This window comes from Streptomyces sp. NPDC051561 (assembly GCF_044454195.1).
GTDB lineage: Bacteria > Actinomycetota > Actinomycetes > Streptomycetales > Streptomycetaceae > Streptomyces.
Genome location: NZ_JBITDM010000001.1, coordinates 811,093 through 832,949, shown reverse-complemented (window position 1 = coordinate 832,949; position 21,857 = coordinate 811,093). Strand labels below are relative to the sequence as shown.

Sequence of the window (21,857 nt, the reverse complement as noted above, 5' to 3'; positions counted from 1 at the left end):
AGTGAGTGCCATCACCGCTGTTGACGAAATCTCCGTGCCGTATCCGGGGCGGGCCGCCCCCGCTGAGGTGGCGGTGATCGGGACCGGGGCGATCGGCCGGGACCTGGTCGGCAAGATCGACCGTTCGCAGGTGCTGACCTGTGGGCTGGTGGCGGGGCGCGATCCGGACTCCGAGGGTCTGGCGTACGCCGCGCGGCTGGGGTGTCCGACGAGTGCGGGCGGGATCGACGCGGTGCTGGCGCAAGCGGACCGGTTCGCGGTCGTGTTCGACGCGACGAACGCGATGTCGCACCTCGCACACTGGCGGCTGCTGGAACCCTCGGGGGTCCTGCTGGTCGATCTGACGCCGAGCAGGGTGGGGCGGTTCGTGGTGCCGAGCGTGACCGGCACCGACGCGGCATCGGCGCGCAACGTGAGCCTGGTCAGCTGCGGCGGGCAGGCCTCGGTGCCGGTCGTCCACGCGCTCGCGGCGCGGTTCCGGCTGGAGTACGTCGAGGTGGTGTCCACCGTCGCCAGCGACATCGCCGGCCGGGCGACCCGGCTGAACCTGGACGAGTACGTCGCCACCACCCAGCACGCCCTCACCGAATTCTCCGGCGTGCGGGACGTCAAGGCGATCCTCAACATCAGTCCCGCGGTGCCCTCGGCCACCTTCCGCACCGCGGTCCACGCGATCGTCCCCGGGGCCACCACGGAGGCGGTCCGTCCGGTGATCGAGGAAGCCGCCGCCCGGGTGCGGGAGTTCGCGCCCGGCTACCGGGTGAGCGCGTGCACGGTGACCGGGGACCGGCTGGTGGTGTGTGTGGAGGTGGCGGCGGTCAGCGACGTACTGCCGCCGTACGCGGGGAACCTGGACCTCATCGGCTCGGCCGCCGTCCTGGTCGCCGAACAGCACGCGGTGCGGTGTGCCGCCGCCGGACAGGAGGCACACGCATGACGACGAACACGGTGGTCGTCCATGACGCGACCCTGCGGGACGGTCAGCACGCGGTACGTCACCAACTCGACGCCCCCGCGCTGCGCGGGTACGCCGAGGCGGCCGACGCGGCCCGCGTCCCGGTCGTCGAGGTCGGGCACGGACTGGGCCTGGGCGCCTCCTCGTTGCAGGCGGGCAAGGCCGCGCTGAGCGACCGGGAGATGCTGTCGACGGTCCGCGAAGCCTTGCCGCACAGCCGGATGGCGGCGTTCATGATGCCCGGCTGGGGCACCACCGACGACCTGCGCACCGCCGTCGCGCACGGCACCGACGTCATCCGTATCGGTGTGCACTGCACCGAGACCACCCTCGCCGAACGCCACCTCTCCGCCACTCGCGAGCTGGGCGCCGAGGCGCACTGCGTACTGGTGATGAGCCACATGGCCACCCCAGGACAGCTCGCCGAGCACGCCGCACGAGCGGTCGCGTACGGCGCCCAGGCGGTCGGCATCATGGACTCCGCCGGGCACTACCTCCCCACCGACGTCACCGCCCGGATCACCGCCCTCACCGAAGCCGTGGACGTCCCGGTGATCTTCCACGGGCACAACAACCTCCAGATGGCCGTCGCCAACTCGGTCGCCGCCGCCCAGGCCGGTGCGGGCATCATCGACGCCTGTGCGCGGGGATTCGGCGCGGGCGCGGGCAACACCCAGCTCGAAGTGCTCGTCCCGGTGCTGGAACGCACCGGCTTCGCCACCGGCGTCGACCTCTACGCGCTGCTGGACGCCGCCGAGTTCGCGGGGCGCACCTTCGTGCCCGCAGCGCCGTTCCCGGACTCGCTCGGGGTGGTCAGCGGGCTGGCGGGGGCCTGCGCCGCGTTCCAGCACCATGTCTTCGCCCGGGCCTCCGAGGCGGGCGTCGATCCCCGGGACGTCTTCTTCGAGCTCGGGCGGCGCCAGGCCGTCGCCGGGCAGGAGGACCTCATCGTCGATGTCGTCGCCGAACTCGCCCGGCGGGGCGCCCCGGTTCCCGCCGGCCGGTAGCCCCCGTACACACCGCACTTCCCCCCTCCCCCACGTGAAAGGCCGGGCACACCTCCATGCAAGAAAGCATGCACGAAAGCGGCAAGGGCACTCCCACCGTGGCGCTGGTGACCTCAGGCAACCTGGCGGACTACGGCTGGCAGGACGCGGACACTCCGGCGGTACGTGACGCTCTCGCCCGGCGCGGCGTCGACGCGCGGATCGTGTCCTGGCACGACGGCCCCGACTGGGCCGACTTCGACCTGGTGGTGCTGCGCTCCCCCTGGGACCTGTTCATCTTCCACCCGGACAAGCTGCTGCGCTGGGTGGACGACCTCTCGGAGCGGACCCGGGTACTCAATCCGCCCGCCGTGATGCGCCAGGTCCTCGACAAGCGCTACCTCCAGCGGCTGGCCGACGCGGGGGTGGCCGTCGTCCCCACCCGCTTCCTCGCCGTCGGCGACGAACCGGCCTTCCCCGAAGGGGAGTTCGTCGTCAAACCCGTCACCTCGGGCGGTGCCCGCGACACCGCCCGCTACGGGCCCGGCGATCTCGCGGCCGCCCGCGCCCATCTCACTCACCTCTACGAGCGCGGCATGCCCGCGATGGTCCAGCCCTATCTCACCTCCGTCGACACGCTCGGCGAGCGTGCCCTGATCTGGATCGGCGGCTCCTTCGACCACGCCATCGTCAAGGGCCCGGTGCTCGCACCGGGCGTGCCGTACGACGCCTGCCGCCCCGCCCATCCCGACCCGCGCCCCTACCGGCCCACCAACGACGATTTCGCCGTGGCCAGGGCCGCCCTCAAGGCGTTCGCCCCGGACGGCGCGCTGCTCTCCGCCCGCGTCGACCTCGTCCTCGGTCCGGACGGCGCCCCGCTGGTGATGGAGCTGGAGCTGATCTCCCCCGACCTCTTCCTGAGCCACAGCCCCGGTTCCGTGGAGCGGTTCGCGGACGCGGTACTCGCCAGGCTGACGCCGTTCGGTGCCGGTGGGGGCGGGGGCGGGCGCTGAGGTTGTCAGGGCGGGGTCGCCGCCACGGCGGCGGGCGCAGCGAAGGCGAGAGCGGAGCGGCGGCCCGGCGCACCTCGGCGAGGAGTTGGGCGGACTCGGGGGTGGTTCAGGGCCGGCTGGTCACTTCTTGACCGGCGGGCAGGTGCCGGTGTCCGCACCGATGGAGTTGATCTCGGCGTTGGAACGCGAGTCACCCGCGTAGTTCACCTGGTCCGTGCACTTCTTGGCGGGGTCCTTCGGCGTACCCGATCCCGCGCCGGCCTTCTGCGGCGTCGGGCACTTGCCGGCGTCCGCACCGATGGAGTTGATCTCGGCGTTGGAACGCGAGTCACCGGCGTAGTCGAGCTGGTCCGTGCACTTGGTGTCCGACGGCGCCTTCTTGTTCTGGACCGGCGGGCAGGTACCGGTGTCCGCGCCGATCGAGTTGATCTCGGCGTTGGAACGCGAGTCACCCGCGTAGTTGATCCGGTCGGTGCACTTCTTGGCCGACGTGTGGGACTTGTCGGGCGTACCGGCCGACTTGCCCTCCGCTGTGTCGGACGACGGCGTACTCGCGGACGCCGACGAACTGCTCGCGGAGCCCGCGGACGAGGCCCCCTTGTCACCGGCACCGTTGCCGCAGGCCGTGAGCGAGAGGCCCAGGGCCACTGCGGTGAGGGTCAGTGCAGAAATCTTGCGAGTGCGCATGCTGGTGTCCTCTGTGTGGGGCTGTCGCTCGTGGGGAGCGTGCGGTGGGCACACGAGCTGGACTGCTGCTCGCCCGTGTGCCGTTCTGTCCTGTCGGACGGGCGGTGCGGTTGCCTCGGTTGCACCTTGATCATCCTCAGGACAGCTTCGTGACATGGCAGTGATCATGTCGTGAAGTCCGCTTCGGGCGCCGGGTACACGGCGGCCGGTTCCTACGCGTTCACAGTCGCTTGAGCCCGGCGTACTGGAGTCCGGCGAATCCGCCGACCGCCAGCGCCTGCAACACGATCCAGCCGGTGCCCACCCCGGTCGGGGAGAGCGCGCCAAAGACCGCGACCACCAGGCTGAGCGCCACCCACAGCAGGTTCGCCGCGATCACCGCCGTCAGTGCCGCGCGGCTGATCTCCTTGCGCGTCCCGACGACCAGCACTCCCAGTGCGTAGAGGAGCAGGAACGCCCCGACCGGGTACTGGACCGCCGCCGCGACCCCGAAGAAGGAGTCGAGGACCGTGGCGAGGCCCAGATAGGCGAGGCCGTTGAGGCCGGTGACCGCCGCGTCCAGCTTGAGTGTCAGCCGGGCGAGACCGTCGGCTGCCGTCGCCTGCGAGGGAGAGACCACCTGGGGGTACTGCGTCGATGCCACTGTCGTAGTCCTCTCGTACGTCAAGGAGTTGCCCTGATGCGGAGACGGCCCGTCAGCAGGGCTGTTGTCCACTCCTGAAAGGTAGGCAGCGGCAGGTGGGGGCCTCAATTACCTCCGGGGTAAGCAGAGGCAAGCAGAGCTTGCGCCCGAGGCGCGGCCCGCTACGCCCGGCGCCCCAGGTAGGCGGCCAGCCGCGTGTGGACGTCGGCACCCTCGGGCGCCGGCACGACCGGGCCGAACGGGCCCTTCTCGTCGCGGGCCTCCGGCGGCAGGAACCTCGCGTAGGCCTCCAGCGCCCGCGTGGACAGCTCGGGGTCGAGTGCGCCGAGCCGCCCGGTGGCGTGGGCGAGGTCCCAGGAATGGGCCGTCAACTCGTGGGTGAAGGCGTCGAGAACGCCCCGGCCGGGCAGGGTGGCCCACGGAAGCTCGGTCATGCGGTCGAGCTTCTCGTCGTCGGCCCACACCCGGTCCACCTCGCCGCGGGCCTGGGCGAAGGAACTCGCCCAGCCGTCATCGGCCACGCCTTCGGTCACATCGGGTACGTCGCGCGCATCGCCCCCGGTGCCGACCAGGGCGAGCTTGTGGAGCACGGAGACCAGGTGCCCGAGCAGCGCGCGCACGTCGAACGCGGTACAGGCAGTGGGCCCGCTCAGCTCATCGGGAGTGGCCGCCGCGACCAGCTTCCCGGCTTGGTCGAGCGCCCTGGCGAGTAACGGGCGAGGGTCTTCTGTGAGTTGAGTCGTCATGTCGAAGAGGCTAGCGGGGGGCACTGACAACGGGCCGGTGAGCGGCCAGGGCCTCGGCGGTGGTCTTCAGGTCGTGCAGCCAGGATTCGAGGCCCTGGCCGAGCAGTTCGGTCGCGTTCGGCAGGGATTCGACCTGGTCACCGGTCCAGGTCTCCACCGTGCGGACGCGGACGCCGCCCCTGACCTTGTGGAAGGTCCACAGGTGTACGCCCTCGTCGATGCGCGCGCCCTCGCCGACGGCGGGCCCGCTCCACAGGATGCAGCTGCCGCGCTGGAGTTGGCGGACGGTGGAGGTGATCTCCATGGTGGTGGCGGGTGTGGTGGGGGTCGGGGGCGCGGGCGTGGTCCAGCGGAACTGCGACCCCTTGCGCAGGCGGCCGGAGTCGAGGCGCTCCATGGTCTTGACCGGCGGCTGCCAGGAGGGCCAGCGCTCCACATCGGTCTGGAGCTTGAAGACGGTGTCGAGCGGCGCCTTGATCACGATCTCTGACGCGTAGCGGATACGGGCGTCGGGGTCGACGCCCTCGCCGCGGCAGGTGGGCGGGGTGTGGGGGTGGGGGTGGGTGGCCCCGGTGGACGTGGTCGTGCCGGTGGACGTGGTCGTCCCGACGGAGGCGGCGGTGGCGCTCGGGGCGGTGAGGAGGGTGGCGACCGCGAGGGTGACGGCGAGGGCGGTGGTTCGGGTGCGGGACATGGGAGTTCCTCTCACAGGGGCATGGGCAAGGGGATGAGGTGCGGGTGCCGGGCGTCGGTGCCGGTCACCGGGGTGCGCGGGTGGGGCGTGGGCGCGCGTACGGCGCGGATGGGGCGCGGATGGGGCGCGGACGCGATTACGGGTGGAGTACGACCTTCCCGGCGACCGTGCCGGACTCGGCCAGGCGCATGGCGTCGGCGATGCGGGTGAGCGGGAGGCGGTCGGCGATCTTGGGGGTGAGGTCGCCGCGTTGGAGGGCGGCGAAGACCTGGGTGAGGTCGGTGCGCAGCCGGCTGCGGAAGCGGTTCTTGGCCAGCGAGCGGCCGGCCCAGACATTGAAGAAGTACGCCCGCCGGCCGTTGGGGGCCGTGTTCCACCACCACACCCGCCCGAGGATCTTGAGCACAGGCAGCTGCTTGGAGCCGCGGTCGTCGCGGGTGGAGGCACTGCCGTACGAGACGAGGGTGCCGCCGGGTGCGAGGAGGTGCCAGGAGTCGATCACGCTCCGGCCGCCGACGTGGTCGAAGACGGCGTCGACACCGCCGGGTGCGAGTTCACGGACCCGGGCGGGGATGTCCTCGGTGCGGTAGTCGACGGGGACGACGCCCCGCTCGCGGAGGGCGTCGTGGTGCCGGGCGGACGCGGTGCCGATGACCTTCACCCCTGCGGCACGGGCGAGTTGGACCAAAACCGTGCCGACGCCGCCGTTGGCTCCGTGCACCAGGATCGTCTGTCCGGTACGGACCCGTGCCTTGCGGTGCAGCATCTGCCAGGCGGTGACGCCGTTGACCACCAGGGTCTCCGCCTCCGCCGCACCCACCCCCTCCGGTACCGCGACCGTGTCCGCGGCGTCGACCAGTACATGGCTGGCCCAGCCGCCCACCTTGACGAGTGCCGCCACCCGGGTGCCGGTCAGGCCCGTTGCCACGCCCTCGCCGGTCTCCTGGACGACGCCGACCACGTCGTAACCGGGTACGAAAGGGAACGCCGGCTGGTCGTAGTACCGGCCGCGGCGCATCTGCTGTTCGGCGAAGGAGACTCCGGTCGCCTCCATCCTGATCAGCACCTGTCCCGGCCCGGCGGTGGGGACGGCTCCGTGCCGTACCAGCAGCCCTTCCGGCTCGACCTCGCCCGGCAGAACGATCTCGACGAGTTCCTCGGTGTGCATGACGACCTCCCTGCGAGCCCCATCCGGTGATGTGCTCTCGTGTTCGTTATAAGTTCTAACGGTTGCGAGAGCACCTCGTCAAGAGTTCGAGTGATAGCCTCTAACTAATTCTTGAAGCTGTATACGTACAGCTGCACAGGTACGGAAAGAGGCAGGTGACCGCCGTGACGGATGCCGGCACGAAGACTCCGCGCGAGCGCTACCGCGCCCAGGTACGCACCGAGATCAAGGAACGGGCCCGCGAGCAGATCGCTGCGGCCGGTGCGTCCGCGCTCTCCCTCAACGCGATCGCCAAGCAGCTGGGCATGAGCGGACCCGCCCTCTACCGGTACTTCGCCAGCCGCGACGACCTGATCACCGAGCTGATCAGGGAGGCCTACCGCAGCCTCGCCGACACCTTGCGAAACACCGCCGACGCGGGAGCCGATCCGGCCGCACTCGCCCTCGCCCTGCGGCAATGGGCCCTGGACGACCCCCAGCGCTATCTGCTGATCTTCGGCACCCCCGTGCCCGGCTACCACGCACCCGAGGACACGACCGCGATCTCCTCCGAGGTCATGAAGACACTGCTTGACGTCTGTGACGCGGCGCGCACCGGCAAGCGTGCCGTCACGAACAATCGCCCCACCACCTCGTTCGCCACCCACCTCGAAGAACACCGGCAGTGGGCGCAGGACCACCCCGCCCCGCCCGAGGTCCTCCACCGCGCACTGTCCCTCTGGACACGCCTGCACGGCGTCCTGTCCCTCGAACTCGCGGGCCACTTCGCCGGCATGGGCTTCGACCCGGCGCAGCTCTACGCGGCGGAGATCGACGACCTCGTGGGCGAGCGGCCGACCCCTTCGAGGTGACGGCCGGGGGCGGGCACACGCAGCGCCCGCGGACCGGCACCGCTCAGCGGCAGGTCGCCACCAGCATGCGGCAGCGTGGGGTGCCGTCCGCCCGCCGGCCGAGTTCCTCCAGGGCGTACGTCTCGACGGCGAAGCCCGCGGTGGACAGTTCGGCCGTGATGTCGGCGAGCCGGAAGCCCCGGTAATACATGACGAACGGGGGCCGCCACAGCGTGTTGCGCACCCGCATCACGGTGTCGAAGCCGAGCATCGCGAGGTGGGCGGGCGAGCCCGGCCGGGCCGGGGCCGGCAGCGGGAAGGCGAACCGGCCACCGGGGCGCAGTACCGCCCGGACCTGGGCGAAGAGGGCCGGTCGCAGGGCGGGCAGGAAGTGTCCGAAGGCACCGAAGCTCACCACCAGGTCGAAGACCGGGCCGAAGGGCAGGGCGAGGGCGTCGCCGCGCACCCAGTGCGCGGGCACGGGGTCCGCCGCCCCGGAGGATGCCGGTACCCGGCCCGGCGTGCGGCGGCGGGCCACGTCGAGCATCCCGGCGCTGATGTCCACCCCCACCACCCGCTCGCGGCACACCTGTTGGAGCACCTGCTCCCCCGCGCCGGTGCCGCAGCACAGGTCGAGTCCGTTGCCGTAGGGGCCGAGGCGTTCCAGGGCCCGCGTCACGGGGTCGAGGATCGTGCCCGGGGTGCGGAAGGGCGAGTGGTCGAACTTCGGCGCGAGCAGGTCGTATCCGTGCTCGACGGAGGACATCGCCTGCACGGCGAGCTCGCGGAAGGTGGGGCCCTGGGAGTCGTACATCGCGCTCAGCATAGGCCGCGGAGGATGTGGGGCCGGAAGACCCGGTGCCGGCACCCGCTCGCTCGTGGTACATTGCGTCCAGCTCCTGTGTACGCCCCTTCTGTGGCGCCGGTGCTGGTTTCCTCTCCGGAGGTTCGTTTCTCCTCACGATCGTTTCTTCGATCGGCATTCCGGTTCTGAGTTCTGACCTCCTGGTCCGTGTTCCGATGCCTGGATTTCCGATCCCCGGGTTCCGAAGATCGTGCCGCTTCGTCTCCGGAGCATCGCTTCTCCCGCAACGGCTCTCGCCACTGCGGCTTTCCCGCCCGACTGTCGGTGCGGTCCCGTCGCGGACCTCCGCACCCTCCCGGGCATTTCCCTCGGCCGCGGACTTCTCCTGTCCGCCCCGCGAGGCCTTCGCGCCCGCCGTTTCGCCGAACCCCCCTCTTCTCCCATCGTTTCCACGAACGTCCTCGAAAGGACTGGTCCTCATGACCACCACACTCGAAAACCCACGGACGACCACGTCCACCACGTCCACCACGACGTCCGCGGCCGCGCCCGCCACCCCGGCGGTCCCGGCCGCGGGCGTCCTCGATCTCGCCGGAGGGGGCCACGGCTTCCTCCGCGGTACGGACCTCGCGCCCACGCCGCACGACGTCCAGGTGCCCGCCTCACTCATCCGCCGACTCGGTCTGCGCAAGGGCGACTTGGTGCACGGCGTCTGCGGCAAGCCGCACACGCTCGCCCGGGTCGACCTCGTCAACGGCGACCCGGCGGACGCGGCGCGGCGCCGGCCCCACTTCCGCGACCTCACCCCGCTGCACCCGCGCGAGCGGCTGCACCTGGAGAGCGCGGCGGGCGGGCTCGGCCCGCGCGTCGTCGATCTGGTCGCCCCCGTCGGCAAGGGACAGCGCGGGCTGATCGTCGCGCCGCCCAAGACCGGCAAGACCATGCTGCTCCAGCAGCTCGCCGCCTCGGTCGCCGCCAACCACCCCGAGGCCCATCTGATGGTGGTGCTCCTGGACGAACGGCCCGAGGAGGTCACCGACATGCGCCGCAGTGTGCGCGGCGATGTGTACGCCTCGACCTTCGACCAGCCCGCCAAGGCGCACATCGCGCTCGCCGACCTCGCCGTGGAACGCGCCAAGCGCCTGGTCGAGGAGGGCCGTGACGTGGTGATCCTGCTCGATTCGCTGACCCGGCTGTGCCGGGCGCACAACAACGCCGCCTCGTCCGGCGGCCGTACCCTCAGCGGCGGCGTCGACGCGTCCGCGCTGCAGGAGCCCAAGCGGGTGTTCGGTGCGGCCCGGCTCACCGAGGAGGCGGGTTCCCTGACCATCCTGGCCACCGCCCTCGTCGACACGGGTTCGCGCGCCGACGACTTCTACTTCGAGGAGCTGAAGGGCACCGGCAACATGGAGCTGCGGCTGGACCGCACGCTCGCCGGCCAGCGGGTCTTCCCCGCCGTCGACATCACCCCTTCCGGCACCCGCCGTGAGGAACTCCTCGTCCCCGCCGCCGAGTTGGCGGTCGTACGCAGTCTGCGCCGGGCCCTGGCCTCCCGCGACGGGCAGGCCACCCTGGAGGCCGTACTGGCCAAGATGCGGCACTCCCCCGACAACGCGTCCTTCCTGCGTCAGGTCCACTCCACGGTCCCCGCCGCCTGAGAACCGGGCTCCCGGACCCGCACCCGCGAACCCCGGCCGGGCGGCGCCCCAAACCCACGTGCGTCCGCACCCGCGCCTCTGGAACCATGCCAAAATGGAACACAGCCTCGAATCCGTGGTCGTCAGGCACACCCTCCGGGTCCCCGTTCCCGCCGACCCTCCGGGTGAAGGCGGCGTGGTGGCGCGGCAGTTGGACGTCGCGCTGATGTCGGTGGGGTTCAAGCTGTCGGGGCCGCTGCTGGAGTGGCTGTCCGAGCTGGCCGCGACGACGGTCACCGCGCTGGCCGTGCGTACGCTGGAGATTGTCCGCGGGATGGCCGGCGACCATGTGCGGCACAACGCCTACTTCCTCCGCTTCCCGCACCAGGTGCCCGACACCTTCGACTTCTGGCGGGAGTGCGTCGCCGGGGCGCTCGCCGACGACGCCACCCGCGAGGCCACCCTCGATCAGCTGCGAAGCGGGGTGGTGGACCTGCTCACGCTCCCGCTGTACGGCCACTACCAGCACACCTACGCCGAGCTGCTCGCCGTGCACGAGGAGTTGACCGAGGCCGCGGGCGACCGGACGACCGTGCTGCACCTGGGCGACGGCCTCGCCGAGGAGGTCTCCGCGCTGTATCTGGCGCTGGCGGGCAGCGGTACGCCGCTGGGGGACGAGGGGCTGCGCGATCTGCGGGTGCTCGCCGAGGACCAGGTGCACGGGCCGCAGCCCGGGGAGATTCCGGTGCGGGAGAACCGGGCCGTGGTCAACCGTGCCCGCCTCGGCGCCGGCCGGGAACTCCTGCTGGACACGGTCACCGACGTACTCCGGCTGGCCTGCGCCCTGTCCGAAGGCGATGTGGGCCTCCAGCAGCCGACCCGGTTCTCGGCGATGTCGCGGCCGGTGCGGCGTGCGCTGCTCGCCGGGCTGGACGCCGTGGTGGCCGCGTCTCCCGCCAAGCTCGCCGATGTCCTCCCGTACCGCGAGCCCTTCAAGCGTCTCGGCGAGCGGCTGCACCCGCACGAGTACCCGCGCTGGCCGCACGCCGGTGAGGTGTTCGCCGTCGCCCGGCGCGAGCGGCCGGCCCCGTCCTTCGAGAGCCGGGTCGAGGAACTCCTCGACAGCGCCGATGTGCTGGGGGCTGCCGAGCTGCTCGCGGCGGCGCCCGGCAAGCTGTTCCGCTCGCTGGACCGGCTGCTGCGCACGGCCCGTGGCCAGGGCGAGCGGGACGGTGTCGCGGCGATCGCCGAGCGGGTCGCCCCGTCGGTGTCCGGGCGGGTCCTGCTGTCCGTCCGCGAGCATCTGCACAACCGCGCCGCGGAGAGCGGCGAGCGGCGGGTCTTCGTCAACCGGGCCGGCCGCGCCTGGGTCGCCCCTGACGAGCGGGCGCCGGTACCCACGCCGGAACGCGAGCGGCTGACCGGTGTGCTCGACGCGGAGCTGCGCCGCCGGCTGCCCGCACCCGGGCGGCTGCTGATCGACCCCGAGGTGCTCGATGTGGCTCTGCCACTCAGCGGCAGGGCGACCACGGGCGGTTTCGGGGTGCTGCCGCGCGGCTCCACGGTCCCGGTCGACGGAGAGCTGCTGCGCTTCTTCGTGTACTGGAAGCAGACCGCCCACATGACGGACTTCGACCTGTCGGCGCTGATGCTGGACGCCGGCTACCGGACGGTGTCCTGGCTGTCGTACACCGAGCTCTCCAACCTCGACGGCGAGCACTCCGGCGACCTCACCGAAGCACCCGAGGGCGCTTCGGAGTTCATCAACATCCGGCTGGGTGCGGTGCGCGGCGCCTTCGTCGTCCCGCAGGTCAACGTCTTCTCGGGCGAGGGGTTCGAGGCGGTGGAGGAGTCGTTCTTCGGGTTCATGCTGCGGGAGACGGAGCAGCGCGGGATGCCGTTCGAGGCCCGTACGGTGCGGATGAAGTCCGAGCTGCGCGGGCCGGGCCGGGTGGCGTTGCCGTTGGCGTTCCTGCGCGGGGACGACGGGCGGTGGCGGGCCAGGTGGCTGCATCTGTATCTCGCGGGGACCCCGTCGGCGAACCGGGTCGAGGACAATCGCGTCTCGGTCGCGACGCTGCTGCGGGGCATCGTCGAGCGGGAGTACCTGACGGTCCGCCACCTCACCGATCTGATGACCGGCACGGACACGACGGTGACGCTGTGGGACGGGAAGGACGGCCGGCCCGCACCCGACGGGCCCGTCACCTACATCGGCCTGGCACGCCCGGAGGGCCTGCACCCGGACTCCCGGATCGTCACGCCGCAGAATCTGCGCGACGTGATCCCCGACTGACTGTTAGCGTGGGCGGCGGCGAGGCCATGGAAGGGCTTCCTTCTCACACTCCTTCCTGTAGTCCTTCCGCTTTCCTCGCCCTCAGCTTCCGGTTCACTCGCGGCGGCGCCGGACCGGCGCCGCCGTGGTGCTGCTGTTCCGTGCCGCGCGGCCGGCGTCGCCGCGCCCCCGCCCGTACCTGCTGCTTCCCTTCCCAGCTGTACGGCGCATACTGGTCGGGCCCCCGCCCCCTCGTAGATCGACCCCATGGCGAAAGAAATCAGCACCCCGACCCCCGTCCCCGACACCGCGTGGCTGGCTCGCGGGCGCCATGTGGGGCCCGAGCCCGAGCAGGACGTACGCCGCAACCTGATCGCCCTGAAGGCGGCGGGTGTGCTCGACGACTTCCTGGATCTCGATCCCGTCGAGGCCGCGCGCTCCACCCCCCTGCATCCGCGGGACGAGTCCGCAGACCCCGGCCCGGCGGCCCGTCGTGTCTTCGAGGCGCGGTGGCGGGTGGGCGGCGATGTCACGGTGCGTGCGCAGTTGACGACGTACGACGGCGAGAGCCGCCGCAAGGGCAAGGACGGCGACGGTGTCGACTGGGTGCTGGCCGCGGAGGCGGAACAGGTGTGGGACGGGTACTGGCCCTCGCCGGCGCTGATGTTCTGGCCGGACAGTGACCGGGTCGCCTGGGACCAGGACGTGGTGGAGGGGGTTCGGCTGCGGACGGCCAACCAGCTGCCGAAGGACGACGACGAGCTGCGCCGGCGGCTGCGGGAGTGCGCCCGGCAGAGCTGGTTCCTGCATGTGGTGGTGCACGAGGCGATGACGCCGGACGCGCTGGGGCAGCGGCCCGCGTCGGCTTTCCTGCCGCCGAGTCTGCGGCATCGGGTGGTCGAGCACCGGGCCACGCCCGAACAGGCGCAGATCGCGGACTTCGCGCTGAAGCGGGAGCTGAAGGTGCGGCTGCCGCGCGGCGGCGGTGTCGTGGTGCCCACGGAGATGTGGGGCCGGGACGCGGACGCGGAACAGTTCACGGTGCGCAGTGTCTTCCTGGACGGGTCGACCCCGACCGAACTCCTCGACAGGATCAAGGAGTTCGCGGCGCTGCCGCAGATCCTGTCGGCCGACGCCGAGAAGGCGCTGGCCCGGCTGCGCGGGGGCTGGCATCTGCTCACGCCGGACGAGGAGCTGGCCCACGCGCGGATCATGGTCACCAGGTACGCCGAGGCGCTCGACGCGATGACCGTCTCCCGCGACCGGTACCGGGAGGCGGCGGAGGCGGCCCATGCGGCGCTGGCGGAGGTGCACGGCGGTGACGGTGTGCCCCGGCCGCCCGTGTCGGGCGCGGCCAAGGGTGACGGGTCGCCGCTGACCGCGTTCACGAAGATGTTCGGGCGGTTCCGGGACCCGGGGCAGGGACCGCAGGGGCAGTAGGGGCCGCACGGGCAGTAGGGGCAGTAGGACGCGGGCATCTTCGGACTCCCCGGCTCTCAGGCCGTCAGGGTGAGCAGGGCCGCGACGGCCGGGCCGAAGGCGCCGCCCAGTTGGTAGCAGAGGTTGAACAGGCCGATGGCGGTGGGGCGTTGGGCGCTCGGGGCGGCCCCGGTTCCGTACACCGAGAGGGTGGCCAGGCCGCCGCTCGTCGCGAAGACGGCGAGGGTGGCGACCAGCAGGAGCAGCGGCGGCCAGGGGGACAGTGCGGCAATCAGCGGGGCCAGGGTGCCGGCCGTGAGCAGGAGGACCAGGACCCGGCGGCGGCCGAGGCGAGCGGCGGCCGCGGCCAGGGCCATGGCGAGTGCGGAGCCGATGAGCAGGGCGATCAGCTGACCGGTGCCGATGGTGGCGGTGGACCAGTCGGTGCGATCGCGGAGCAACTGCGGCACGGTGAACAGCAGGGTGAAGTACGAGGTCGCCAGGGCGCAGGCCAGCAGGGCGTGGCGGACGAACTCCCGGGTGCGCAGCAGCGCCGCGGGGACGAAGCCGTCGGGCCGGGTGCGGATGTGCAGGGCCAGCAGGGCGGCGGTGACGAGGGCGGCGGCCACCGCGGGCAGCGGGTGGCGCGGTATGAGGACCAGCGCGGTGGCGACCAGGACCAGCAGTGCGGCACCCCGACCGTCGAAGGGGGTGGCACTGTGGGGCGGCACGGACAGGTCGGCGCGTCGTACCACGGCCGGAATGGCGAGCAGGGCGAGGACTCCGACGGCGAGGGACACCCGCCAGGAGGCCGCTTCCGCGAGCAGTGAGCCGAGCAGGGGGCCGACGGCTCCCAGGGTTCCGAAGCCCGCCGTGATCACGCCCATCCTGCGGATCGAGCCTGCCAGGTTCATCGCCACGGTGATCAGACCCGCGCCGCCCGCCGCTTGAGCGACCCGCCCCGTCATGGCGAGCGGCAGCCAGGGCGCGAGGGCGACGACGACGGTGCCGGCGACGATCAGAGCCGTGCTCAGCCGAAGCGTGCTGCCGATACCGCGGCGGCGCAGCAGCCCGGCCATCAGCGGGGTACCAATGGCCATCGCCCAGGCGAACGCGGTGACGAGCCAGGTGGCAGTGGCGGTACCGACCCCGAGCGCCGACGCCATCTCGGGCAGGATCAGCACCGGACTGTTGGCGCTCGCCGCCACCGGCGTGGCGAGCAACGCGAGCCAGCCGACGGGGACTTGGGGTGGGGGCGAGGCAGGGCCGGGTGTGGCCGGGGCAGGGTCGTGGGTGGTCGGAGCGGTGCGGGTGATGTCGGTGGTGCGGGTGACGTCGGTGGTGCGGGTGCGTGCAGCCAGTGACATGAGGGGCTCCTTCGGGTGGGAGATGCGGAGGTGCAGGCGGGTGGGAGATGCGGAGGTGCGGGCTTCGGGTGCTCAGACCGTCGTGACGACCTCGTCGTAGGAAAGTCGCGGGGAGCGCGGGAACCAGGCGTTGGCGCCGGGCCGGCCAATGTTCACGACCATCAGCGGGGTGTGGTCGTCGTCCAGGAACTCCTTCTGTACGGCGGGGAAGTCGAAGCCGGTCATCGGCCCGGCCGCCAGTCCCGCCGCGCGCACTCCGAGGAGGAAGTACGCCGCCTGGAGCGTCGCGTTGACCAGAGCGGACTCCTCGCGGACCGGACGTTCGGCGAAGAAGAGGTCCTTGGCCTGCGGGAAGTGCGGGAGCAGCGCGGGGAGTTCCTGGTGGAATTCGTTGTCCGCGGACAACAACGCGACCAGCGGGGCGGTCGCGGTCTTGGGGCGGTTGCCCTCCGCCATGTGCGCCAGGAGCCGGGCACGGGCGTCGTCGGTACGGACGAGGTGGATCCGCAGCGGGGACTGGTTGTACGCGGTGGGGGCGTACTTGATGAGGTCGTACACCGCCTGGACCTGCTCCTCGGTCACCGGCTCGTCGGTGAAGGTGTTGGCGGTGCGCGCTTCGCGGAAGAGGAGGTCCTGGGCGGCGGGGAGGAGGGAGAGGAGGGTGCGCTCGGACATGGTGTGCTCCTGTCGTTCAGCCTTGAGAATCTCAACGTTGAGGTAAATAAAGCAGCGGACTCCCTCAACGTCAAGTGTCTTAATGTTGAGATGGTGAGTGTTGAGAAGACGGACGCTGAGAAGATGGCCGCTGAGAAGGTGCTTGTTGAGAAGATGGCTGTCGAGAAGACGCCTGACGAGAAGTTGGCTACGGAGAGGAGTGCGGCGATGAGCGATGCCGTGGACGCGATCATCGGGCAGTGGGTCGCGGAGCGCCCCGACCTGGAGGAGGATCTCTGGCCGGTGGAGCTGTTCGCCCGGGTGCAGCGTCTGGGGCAGGTGGTCGACAAGTCCGCCAAGGCGGCGGCCGCCCACCACGGGGTGGAGAGCGGCGAGTTCGACGTGCTCACCACGCTCCAGCGCTCCGGACCGCCCTACGCGCTCACCGCCGGCGCCTTCATCAAGGCGTCGATGGTGACCTCGGGCGCGATCACCAACCGCATCGACAGGATGGAGGCCAAGGGCCTGGTCGAGCGGGTACGCGACGGCTCCGACCGCCGCACCATCAAGATCCGCCTCACCGAGCACGGCCAGGAGGTGACCCGGGCCGCCTTCGCGGACCACCTGGCGAACTACGCGCAGCTCCTCGACGGCGTGGACCGCGACGTGGTCCGGACGGCCGCCGATCAGCTCCGCCAGGTACTGGAGACCCTCGGCGACACCAGCATCAAGTAGGCCCGGAACGGCCCGAGATGACAGGCCCGAGGCTCGCAGGCCGCCGACACTTCACTTGAATCCGCAGGTCAGAGGCGGTGTTCTGGCTACCGCGACCAGGTGTGACCAGCGTCACTCGGCGATGAAAACCCGCTGGCGTTGCCGTACGTCTAGCTGGTGTGAAACGGGTTGGGGCGGCACCGCCGCAGGAATTGGACGAGGAGCTTCTGCTCCGGAGGGTGGCCCGGGGGGACCGGGCCGCCTTCGAAGAGCTGTACCGGCGTACGTCGCCGTGGCTGGCCGTGCGGCTGACGCGCCGCTGCGCCGACCAGCAGATCGTCGCCGAGGTCATGCAGGAGACGTATCTCGCGGTGTGGCGGGCGGCGGGCTCCTTCGCCGGGAGCGGGGTCGGCGGTTCGGCCGTCGGCTGGCTGTGGACGATCGCGGCACGCCGGCTGGTGGACGCGTTCCGGCGCAGGGCCCATCACGCGGAGCCGCCACCCGCTGCCGCCGCGCACACCGTGGCACCGGCCGCCGAGGAAGAAGCGCTGGTGGGGACCGTCGGCGGGGATGTCGGCGATGCGCTGCGGCGGCTGGCGCCGGAACTCAGGGACGTACTTCAGGCCATGGTGCTCGACGGGCTGTCCGTCAGGGAGACCTCCGTGGTGCTCGGGCTGCCCGAAGGCACGGTCAAGACCCGTGCCCGCCGGGCCCGGATCGCGATGCGGGAGGCGATGGCGTGAACAGCGACGCAGAGGCGGACAAGAGCGGGGCCGAGGGCATGGGTCAGGGCAGGGGCCGGGGTCCGGGCCAGGGCATGGGCCAGGGTAGAGGCCGGGGTCCGGGCCAGCGCATGGGCACGAATCAGGGCAAGGGCCCGATCGTGGCGCATGCTTCGGTGCGGCTCATCGAGGAGTACGTACGCGGGGGCGGTGACCTCGGCGCGGACGAGGTCTGGGCGCTGGAGGCCCATCTGGAGGGCTGTCCGGGCTGCCGGGAGCGGCTGTCGGCCGCGGTCGCGGTGGAGGCGCCCGCGGTGACGGTGCTGACCGGGGCCGTCTGGTCCGGTCTGGAGGGGGAGTTGGCCGCTTCGGTGCCGGTTCGGGCCCGGCGGCGGGCGAAGCTGTCGGTGTGGGCCACGCCCGCGATGGCGCCGTGGCTGGCGATGGTGGTCGCGGTGGCGGGGCTGGCGCTGCTGCTGGATCTGACGGCGCCCGGTTCCGGCCGGGTCTCGATGGTGCTGATGCTGGCTCCCGTGCTGCCGGTGTGCGGGGTGGCGGCCTCCTGGTCGCGCGGGCTGGATCCGGCGTACGAACTGACGGCCTCCACCCCGAGGGCGGGGCTGCAACTGGTGCTGCGGCGTACCGCTTCGGTGCTCGCCGTGGTGATCCCCGCGCTGCTGGTGGGCGGTTGGGTGACCGGGGTGTCGGCGGCGCAGTGGCTGCTGCCGAGCCTGGCGTTCACCTCACTGACGCTGGCGCTCGGCGGGGTGATCGGGGTGTCCAGGGCCGCCGCCGCGATGGTGGCCGCGTGGGCCCTGGTGGTGGCGGCGCCGACCCTGGCCGTGGGCCGCACCGCCTTCGCACTCCAGCCGGACGGGCTGCCGGTGTGGGGACTGGTGCTGGCGCTGGGCGCGGCCGTGGTGATCGCCCGCAGGGGTGCGTACAGCGTGCTGGGGGCCGGTCGGTGAATCCGAGGGCGAACAGGCAGAACGACACGTCACGAGAGCAGAGGAAGCGCACCATGCCCGCAATGAGCAGGGCCGACATCGCCCCCACGGCGTACGCCTGGGAGATCAGGGCGACCGGACTGAAAGTCAGAGCAGGCCGCAAGCGGATGGCCGTCGACGGGCTCGATCTGTCGCTGGGCACCGGCGTGCACGGTCTGCTCGGTCCCAACGGGGCGGGCAAGACCACCCTCATCCGGGCGCTGGCCACCGTGCTGCGCCCGGCCTCCGGTGAGCTGGAGCTGCTTGGGGAGGCCGTGGGCGGGGTGGGCGAGCACCGTGCGCTGCGGCGGCGGATCGGCTATCTGCCGCAGGACTTCGGCTACTACAAGCGGTTCACCGTGCGGGAGTTCGTGGAGTACATGGCGTGGCTGAAGGAGGTGCCGAAGGCGGATATTCCGGCGGCGGTGCAGCGGGCCGTGGAGCGGGTGGGCCTCGCCGACCGTGCCGATGAGCGGATGAAGGCGCTGTCGGGCGGGATGGTGCGGCGCGCCGGTGTCGCCCAGGCGATCGTCAACGACCCCGCCGTACTCCTGCTCGACGAGCCGACGGTCGGCCTCGATCCGGCGCAGCGGCTCCGACTGCGGGAACTTCTCCAGGAGTTGGGACAGGACAGCTGTGTGGTGGTGTCGACCCATCTGGTGGAGGACGTGGCCGCCGCGTGCGGTGATGTGGTGCTCTTCGCCGAGGGAAAGCTGGTCTTCCAGGGCACTCCGGACGAGCTGGCGGCCGCGGGCGGGCCCGAGCACGTCGGCGACAGTCCGTTGGAGCGGGGCTACTCGGCGCTGCTCGCCGACCCGGTGAGCACGAGGGGTGCCTGGTGAACTTCCGTATTCTGCGCATCGAGTTGCGGCGTTCTCTCGCCCCGTGGGCCGGTCTCGCCGTCCTGGCGATCGCCCTCGCGTACCTCCTGCTCATCCCGGGGCCGTGGCAGCAGGACGGTGCGCGGTGGACGGCGCAGTGGACCTCGATGGCGCTGTGGACCCGCTATCCGCTGTTCTTCCTGCTGCCGCTGGCCGTCGGGCTCGGGGCGCTCCAGGGGCTGCGTGATCCGCGCGCGAAGATGGCCGAGCTGCTGGCGAGCACGCCGCGTCCGGCCCGGCACCGGGCGTCGGTGCTCGGGGGTGCGACGGGGCTGGCGCTGGTCTCCGGTTTCGCCCTGGTGGTGTTGCTGGGTGCGGTACTGGTGCTGCGCGGCGACGCCACGTACCACCATCCCGGCTGGCTGCCGATCTCGCTGATCGGGGCGTTCGCGCTGGTCGCGGGGGCGGTACTGGGCATGGGCGTGGCACGGGCCGTGCCGTCCGCGCTCACTCCGCCGGTACTGGCGGTGGGCGGCCTCGTACTCGGCTTCCTGCTGCGCCAGACCTCGGACACCGCGCTGCCGCAGTCCACCGCTCCGAACCCGCTCTCGCTGCTGTCGCCGGCGGTGGCGGAGGTCCGCGAACCGCTGCTCACGCTCACCGGCCCCGTACACCTCGGGCAGGCGCTGTGGCTGCTGGGCATGGCCGTCACCGGACTCGCGCTGCTGGCCGCCGCGACTGCGCGCACCCGGCTGCTCGCCCTCGCTCCGCTGGTGGCGGGCGGCGTCGTCGCCCTGCTGGTGCTGCCGTCCGCGCCGCGCGGTACGTACGTCATCGACAGGGCCGCGGCGGCGCAGGTGTGCGACGGCCCGGTGTGCGTGACCAGGGCCCATGAAGGGCGACTCGGCGCACTGGCGGGTCCGGGCAGGGAGACCCTGCGCGTGCTGCGGCTCGCCCTGGGCGACCGGGCCCCCAGGGTCATCCACGAGACCGTCGTCCCCCGGGGGAGTTTCGGCAAGGTGGACCGCGCCCCCGGTGTACTGCTCGTCGACTTCGACGACCGGGCGATCGGCGGGGCCGAGGGCAAGACGCTGACCCGCGCCCTGGTGGGCCAGGGCATGGCCCCGCTGTGCGGCGCCCGCAGCGCCACCGAGAGCGGCGCCGTCGAGGAGGCCGCCGCCCAGAGCATCGGGGCGGCCTGGGTCCTCGGCGGCCTGAAGCCGCTCGACGGGACCATGCACGACGCGCGTTCCCAGGGCGAGAAGGCCGTCCCGGCCTGGCAGAAGCTCACCGCGCTCCCCCGGCCCGAGCAGCAGAAGCGCATCGACGCCATGCACGCCGCCGCCGTCTCCTGCTCCGGTGACGCACTCACCGCACTGGGCGGGGTCAAGTGAGCCTCCCCGTAAGGTGGTTGACGCTGTACGCCCGTTCGCGGCAGGTTCCCGCCTCGCTCGCCGTGGTGCTGGGCTGCGCGCTCGCGGTGTGGGCGCTCGCCCGGCTCGGCGGCGGGTCGACTGCCGACCCGCGGCTGTCCACGCTGATCCTCACCGTCGGGGCGACCACCCTTGCGGCCGGGCTCGGCGGGCAGGACCCGGCACTGGACCGGACGGCCGCGTTCCGGTGGGTGCCGCGCAGGGCGGTGCATGTGCTGCTCTGCGGGGTGGTGATCGGTGGGGTGCTGCTCGCGGTGCTGGTGCTGAGCGGGCAGCCGGTGTCGACGTCCTTCGTGGTGCGCAACAGTGCGGGGCTGACCGGGCTGGTCGCGCTCGGGGCGGCGTGGGGCGGGGCGACGTACGCCTGGATCCTGCCGTTCGGCTGGCTGGCGGTCTCCCTGGTCGTGCCGCCGTCGGCGGAGGCCGGGACACAGGTGCTGACGTGGATGCTGCTGCCGTCGGGAACGGCGGCCGCGGGGTGGACGGCGCTGGTGCTGGCCGTGGTGGGGACTTCGGTGTACGCCGTCGGGGGGCCCAGGCGGTAGCGGGGGTGGGCGAAGGCCGCCCCCGTCCCCTCACATCAGCAGCCCCCGCCACCTGTCCGCCGACTCCATCATGTCCGTGACCATCCGCTCCAGGAACAGCCCGCCCTTGGCCAGGCGTTGGCCCACGGGGCTGTCGGGGCCGTGGAGCTCCGCCGCCGCCCTCGCGGCCCGCGCGACCACGAGTGTCTCCTGTGCGCTGGTCGCGATCGAGTGGTAGTGGGCCTCGTCGTCGATCACATAGATGTCGCGGCGCCGCTGCGGGTCGCGTTCGCGCCGCACATACCCGTGCTCGACCAGGTAGTTCACGGACAGGGAAACGGAAGCCGGGCTGACCCCCAGCCTGCGGGTCAGCTCGGCCGCCGTACGCCTGCCGTCCTCGGCCAGGATCAGGTCCACATGGACGCGCGCGGTCATCCGCGGCATCCCCGATCCGACCGCCAGGTCGACGATCTCCTCGTGTGCGGCGGCGAGCGAATCGCTCCCGCCCTCCGTGCCGGCTGCCGGTCCGGCCGCACGCGGGGGCACCGGGGTGCCGCGCCGCGCCCGGTGCGTCGTCGCCTGATGTGCTTGCTGGGGACGGTAGTCGGACGGCCCGCCGTTGCGTGCGATCTCGCGGCTGATCGTCGAGGTCGGCCGGTCGATCCGCCGGGCGATCTCGGCGTACGAAAGGCCGTCCGCGAGCCCGGCCGCGATGCGCTGACGTTCCTGCTGGGTCAATCGTCCTCCTGGCATGCGGGCCAGTATTGCCTTCGACGTC

Annotated in this window: 22 protein-coding genes; 13 read left to right on the top strand and 9 right to left on the bottom strand. The window is 72.0% G+C overall.

The features are described 5' to 3' along the window. Positions 1–10 precede the first annotated feature (10 nt). The 3 genes from ACIA73_RS03850 to ACIA73_RS03840 all read left to right on the top strand — a co-directional run bounded on the left by ACIA73_RS03850 (position 11) and on the right by ACIA73_RS03840 (position 2,954). Complete coding sequence (locus tag ACIA73_RS03850; RefSeq protein ID WP_399436769.1) at positions 11–937, top strand: acetaldehyde dehydrogenase (acetylating); 927 nt, start codon at positions 11–13, stop codon at positions 935–937. Next, positions 934–1,962 (top strand): 4-hydroxy-2-oxovalerate aldolase, encoded by a 1,029-nt coding sequence (dmpG, locus tag ACIA73_RS03845; protein WP_399436625.1) that lies wholly within the window; start codon positions 934–936, stop codon positions 1,960–1,962. The genes ACIA73_RS03850 and dmpG overlap by 4 nt, the downstream gene beginning before the upstream one ends. Positions 1,963–2,030: 68 nt before the next feature. Further along, on the top strand, positions 2,031–2,954 hold the full coding sequence (locus tag ACIA73_RS03840) for a RimK family alpha-L-glutamate ligase (protein ID WP_399436624.1): 924 nt from the start codon (positions 2,031–2,033) through the stop codon (positions 2,952–2,954). 120 nt (positions 2,955–3,074) lie between these two features. On the opposite strand, the gene ACIA73_RS03835 is transcribed toward ACIA73_RS03840, so the two are convergent. The 5 genes from ACIA73_RS03835 to ACIA73_RS03815 form a co-directional block, all read right to left on the bottom strand. Beyond that, a complete protein-coding gene (locus ACIA73_RS03835) occupies positions 3,075–3,641 on the bottom strand; it encodes a hypothetical protein (RefSeq protein ID WP_399436623.1) in 567 nt (188 codons plus the stop codon). Positions 3,642–3,861: 220 nt separating this feature from the next. Next, on the bottom strand, positions 3,862–4,284 hold the full coding sequence (locus ACIA73_RS03830) for a hypothetical protein (RefSeq protein WP_399436622.1): 423 nt from the start codon (positions 4,282–4,284) through the stop codon (positions 3,862–3,864). 161 nt (positions 4,285–4,445) lie between these two features. Next, a complete protein-coding gene (locus tag ACIA73_RS03825) occupies positions 4,446–5,030 on the bottom strand; it encodes a TIGR03086 family metal-binding protein (protein ID WP_399436621.1) in 585 nt (194 codons plus the stop codon). Positions 5,031–5,040: 10 nt separating this feature from the next. After that, on the bottom strand, positions 5,041–5,724 hold the full coding sequence (locus ACIA73_RS03820; protein WP_399436620.1) for an SRPBCC family protein: 684 nt from the start codon (positions 5,722–5,724) through the stop codon (positions 5,041–5,043). A gap of 136 nt (positions 5,725–5,860) precedes the next feature. After that, positions 5,861–6,892 (bottom strand): medium chain dehydrogenase/reductase family protein, encoded by a 1,032-nt coding sequence (locus tag ACIA73_RS03815; RefSeq protein WP_399436619.1) that lies wholly within the window; start codon positions 6,890–6,892, stop codon positions 5,861–5,863. A 164-nt stretch (positions 6,893–7,056) separates the two neighbouring features. On the opposite strand from ACIA73_RS03815, the gene ACIA73_RS03810 reads away from it, so the two are divergent. Beyond that, positions 7,057–7,743 carry a TetR/AcrR family transcriptional regulator gene (locus tag ACIA73_RS03810; RefSeq protein ID WP_399436618.1) on the top strand — a complete coding sequence of 229 codons (687 nt, stop codon included), beginning with the start codon at positions 7,057–7,059 and terminating at the stop codon, positions 7,741–7,743. A gap of 43 nt (positions 7,744–7,786) precedes the next feature. Here ACIA73_RS03810 and ACIA73_RS03805 read toward each other — a convergent pair whose 3' ends face one another. Continuing rightward, a complete protein-coding gene (locus ACIA73_RS03805) occupies positions 7,787–8,536 on the bottom strand; it encodes a class I SAM-dependent methyltransferase (RefSeq protein WP_399436617.1) in 750 nt (249 codons plus the stop codon). A gap of 470 nt (positions 8,537–9,006) precedes the next feature. Between ACIA73_RS03805 and rho the strand changes: the two genes are divergently transcribed. The 3 genes from rho to ACIA73_RS03790 all read left to right on the top strand — a co-directional run bounded on the left by rho (position 9,007) and on the right by ACIA73_RS03790 (position 13,879). After that, a complete protein-coding gene (rho, locus tag ACIA73_RS03800; protein WP_399436616.1) occupies positions 9,007–10,185 on the top strand; it encodes a transcription termination factor Rho in 1,179 nt (392 codons plus the stop codon). 94 nt (positions 10,186–10,279) lie between these two features. Further along, positions 10,280–12,460, top strand: coding sequence for a hypothetical protein (locus ACIA73_RS03795; protein ID WP_399436615.1), 2,181 nt, complete (start codon positions 10,280–10,282; stop codon positions 12,458–12,460). Between the two features lie 246 nt (positions 12,461–12,706). Further along, the gene (locus tag ACIA73_RS03790) at positions 12,707–13,879 is read left to right on the top strand and encodes a hypothetical protein (RefSeq protein ID WP_399436614.1); all 1,173 of its coding nucleotides are present in this window, start codon (positions 12,707–12,709) and stop codon (positions 13,877–13,879) included. A gap of 56 nt (positions 13,880–13,935) precedes the next feature. Here the strand turns inward: ACIA73_RS03790 and ACIA73_RS03785 are convergent, their stop codons facing one another. After that, on the bottom strand, positions 13,936–15,225 hold the full coding sequence (locus ACIA73_RS03785) for an MFS transporter (protein WP_399436613.1): 1,290 nt from the start codon (positions 15,223–15,225) through the stop codon (positions 13,936–13,938). 72 nt (positions 15,226–15,297) lie between these two features. Continuing rightward, a complete protein-coding gene (locus ACIA73_RS03780; RefSeq protein ID WP_399436612.1) occupies positions 15,298–15,900 on the bottom strand; it encodes a malonic semialdehyde reductase in 603 nt (200 codons plus the stop codon). A 123-nt stretch (positions 15,901–16,023) separates the two neighbouring features. Between ACIA73_RS03780 and ACIA73_RS03775 the strand changes: the two genes are divergently transcribed. The 6 genes from ACIA73_RS03775 (at position 16,024) to ACIA73_RS03750 (ending at position 21,100) form a co-directional block, all read left to right on the top strand. Continuing rightward, entirely contained in the window at positions 16,024–16,614 is a 591-nt protein-coding gene (locus ACIA73_RS03775; RefSeq protein ID WP_399436611.1) for a MarR family winged helix-turn-helix transcriptional regulator, read from the top strand. A gap of 218 nt (positions 16,615–16,832) precedes the next feature. Next, complete coding sequence (locus ACIA73_RS03770; protein WP_399436768.1) at positions 16,833–17,336, top strand: RNA polymerase sigma factor; 504 nt, start codon at positions 16,833–16,835, stop codon at positions 17,334–17,336. Between the two features lie 110 nt (positions 17,337–17,446). Next, positions 17,447–18,283 carry a zf-HC2 domain-containing protein gene (locus ACIA73_RS03765; RefSeq protein ID WP_399436610.1) on the top strand — a complete coding sequence of 279 codons (837 nt, stop codon included), beginning with the start codon at positions 17,447–17,449 and terminating at the stop codon, positions 18,281–18,283. Positions 18,284–18,336: 53 nt separating this feature from the next. Further along, positions 18,337–19,143: an ATP-binding cassette domain-containing protein gene (locus ACIA73_RS03760; RefSeq protein ID WP_399436609.1), complete on the top strand. Its 807-nt coding sequence runs from the start codon at positions 18,337–18,339 to the stop codon at positions 19,141–19,143. Next, positions 19,140–20,516: a hypothetical protein gene (locus ACIA73_RS03755; RefSeq protein WP_399436608.1), complete on the top strand. Its 1,377-nt coding sequence runs from the start codon at positions 19,140–19,142 to the stop codon at positions 20,514–20,516. Before ACIA73_RS03760 ends, ACIA73_RS03755 begins: the two co-directional genes overlap by 4 nt. 17 nt (positions 20,517–20,533) lie before the next feature. Further along, on the top strand, positions 20,534–21,100 hold the full coding sequence (locus ACIA73_RS03750) for a hypothetical protein (protein ID WP_399436607.1): 567 nt from the start codon (positions 20,534–20,536) through the stop codon (positions 21,098–21,100). A gap of 30 nt (positions 21,101–21,130) precedes the next feature. On the opposite strand, the gene ACIA73_RS03745 is transcribed toward ACIA73_RS03750, so the two are convergent. Next, positions 21,131–21,817: a helix-turn-helix domain-containing protein gene (locus tag ACIA73_RS03745; protein ID WP_399436606.1), complete on the bottom strand. Its 687-nt coding sequence runs from the start codon at positions 21,815–21,817 to the stop codon at positions 21,131–21,133. Positions 21,818–21,857 lie beyond the last annotated feature (40 nt).

Bases quoted from the DNA above. Each gene is read 5' to 3' on its own strand.
- ACIA73_RS03805 (WP_399436617.1), bottom strand. From the start codon at position 8,536: ATGTACGACTCCCAGGGCCCCACCTTCCGCGAGCTCGCCGTGCAGGCG.
- ACIA73_RS03840 (WP_399436624.1), top strand. From the start codon at position 2,031: ATGCACGAAAGCGGCAAGGGCACTCCCACCGTGGCGCTGGTGACCTCA.
- ACIA73_RS03775 (WP_399436611.1), top strand. From the start codon at position 16,024: ATGGCCGCTGAGAAGGTGCTTGTTGAGAAGATGGCTGTCGAGAAGACG.
- ACIA73_RS03825 (WP_399436621.1), bottom strand. From the start codon at position 5,030: ATGACGACTCAACTCACAGAAGACCCTCGCCCGTTACTCGCCAGGGCG.
- ACIA73_RS03795 (WP_399436615.1), top strand. From the start codon at position 10,280: ATGGAACACAGCCTCGAATCCGTGGTCGTCAGGCACACCCTCCGGGTC.
- ACIA73_RS03780 (WP_399436612.1), bottom strand. From the start codon at position 15,900: ATGTCCGAGCGCACCCTCCTCTCCCTCCTCCCCGCCGCCCAGGACCTC.
- ACIA73_RS03820 (WP_399436620.1), bottom strand. From the start codon at position 5,724: ATGTCCCGCACCCGAACCACCGCCCTCGCCGTCACCCTCGCGGTCGCC.
- ACIA73_RS03835 (WP_399436623.1), bottom strand. From the start codon at position 3,641: ATGCGCACTCGCAAGATTTCTGCACTGACCCTCACCGCAGTGGCCCTG.
- rho (WP_399436616.1), top strand. From the start codon at position 9,007: ATGACCACCACACTCGAAAACCCACGGACGACCACGTCCACCACGTCC.
- ACIA73_RS03790 (WP_399436614.1), top strand. From the start codon at position 12,707: ATGGCGAAAGAAATCAGCACCCCGACCCCCGTCCCCGACACCGCGTGG.
- ACIA73_RS03785 (WP_399436613.1), bottom strand. From the start codon at position 15,225: ATGTCACTGGCTGCACGCACCCGCACCACCGACGTCACCCGCACCACC.
- ACIA73_RS03760 (WP_399436609.1), top strand. From the start codon at position 18,337: ATGCCCGCAATGAGCAGGGCCGACATCGCCCCCACGGCGTACGCCTGG.
- ACIA73_RS03815 (WP_399436619.1), bottom strand. From the start codon at position 6,892: ATGCACACCGAGGAACTCGTCGAGATCGTTCTGCCGGGCGAGGTCGAG.
- ACIA73_RS03765 (WP_399436610.1), top strand. From the start codon at position 17,447: ATGGGCACGAATCAGGGCAAGGGCCCGATCGTGGCGCATGCTTCGGTG.
- dmpG (WP_399436625.1), top strand. From the start codon at position 934: ATGACGACGAACACGGTGGTCGTCCATGACGCGACCCTGCGGGACGGT.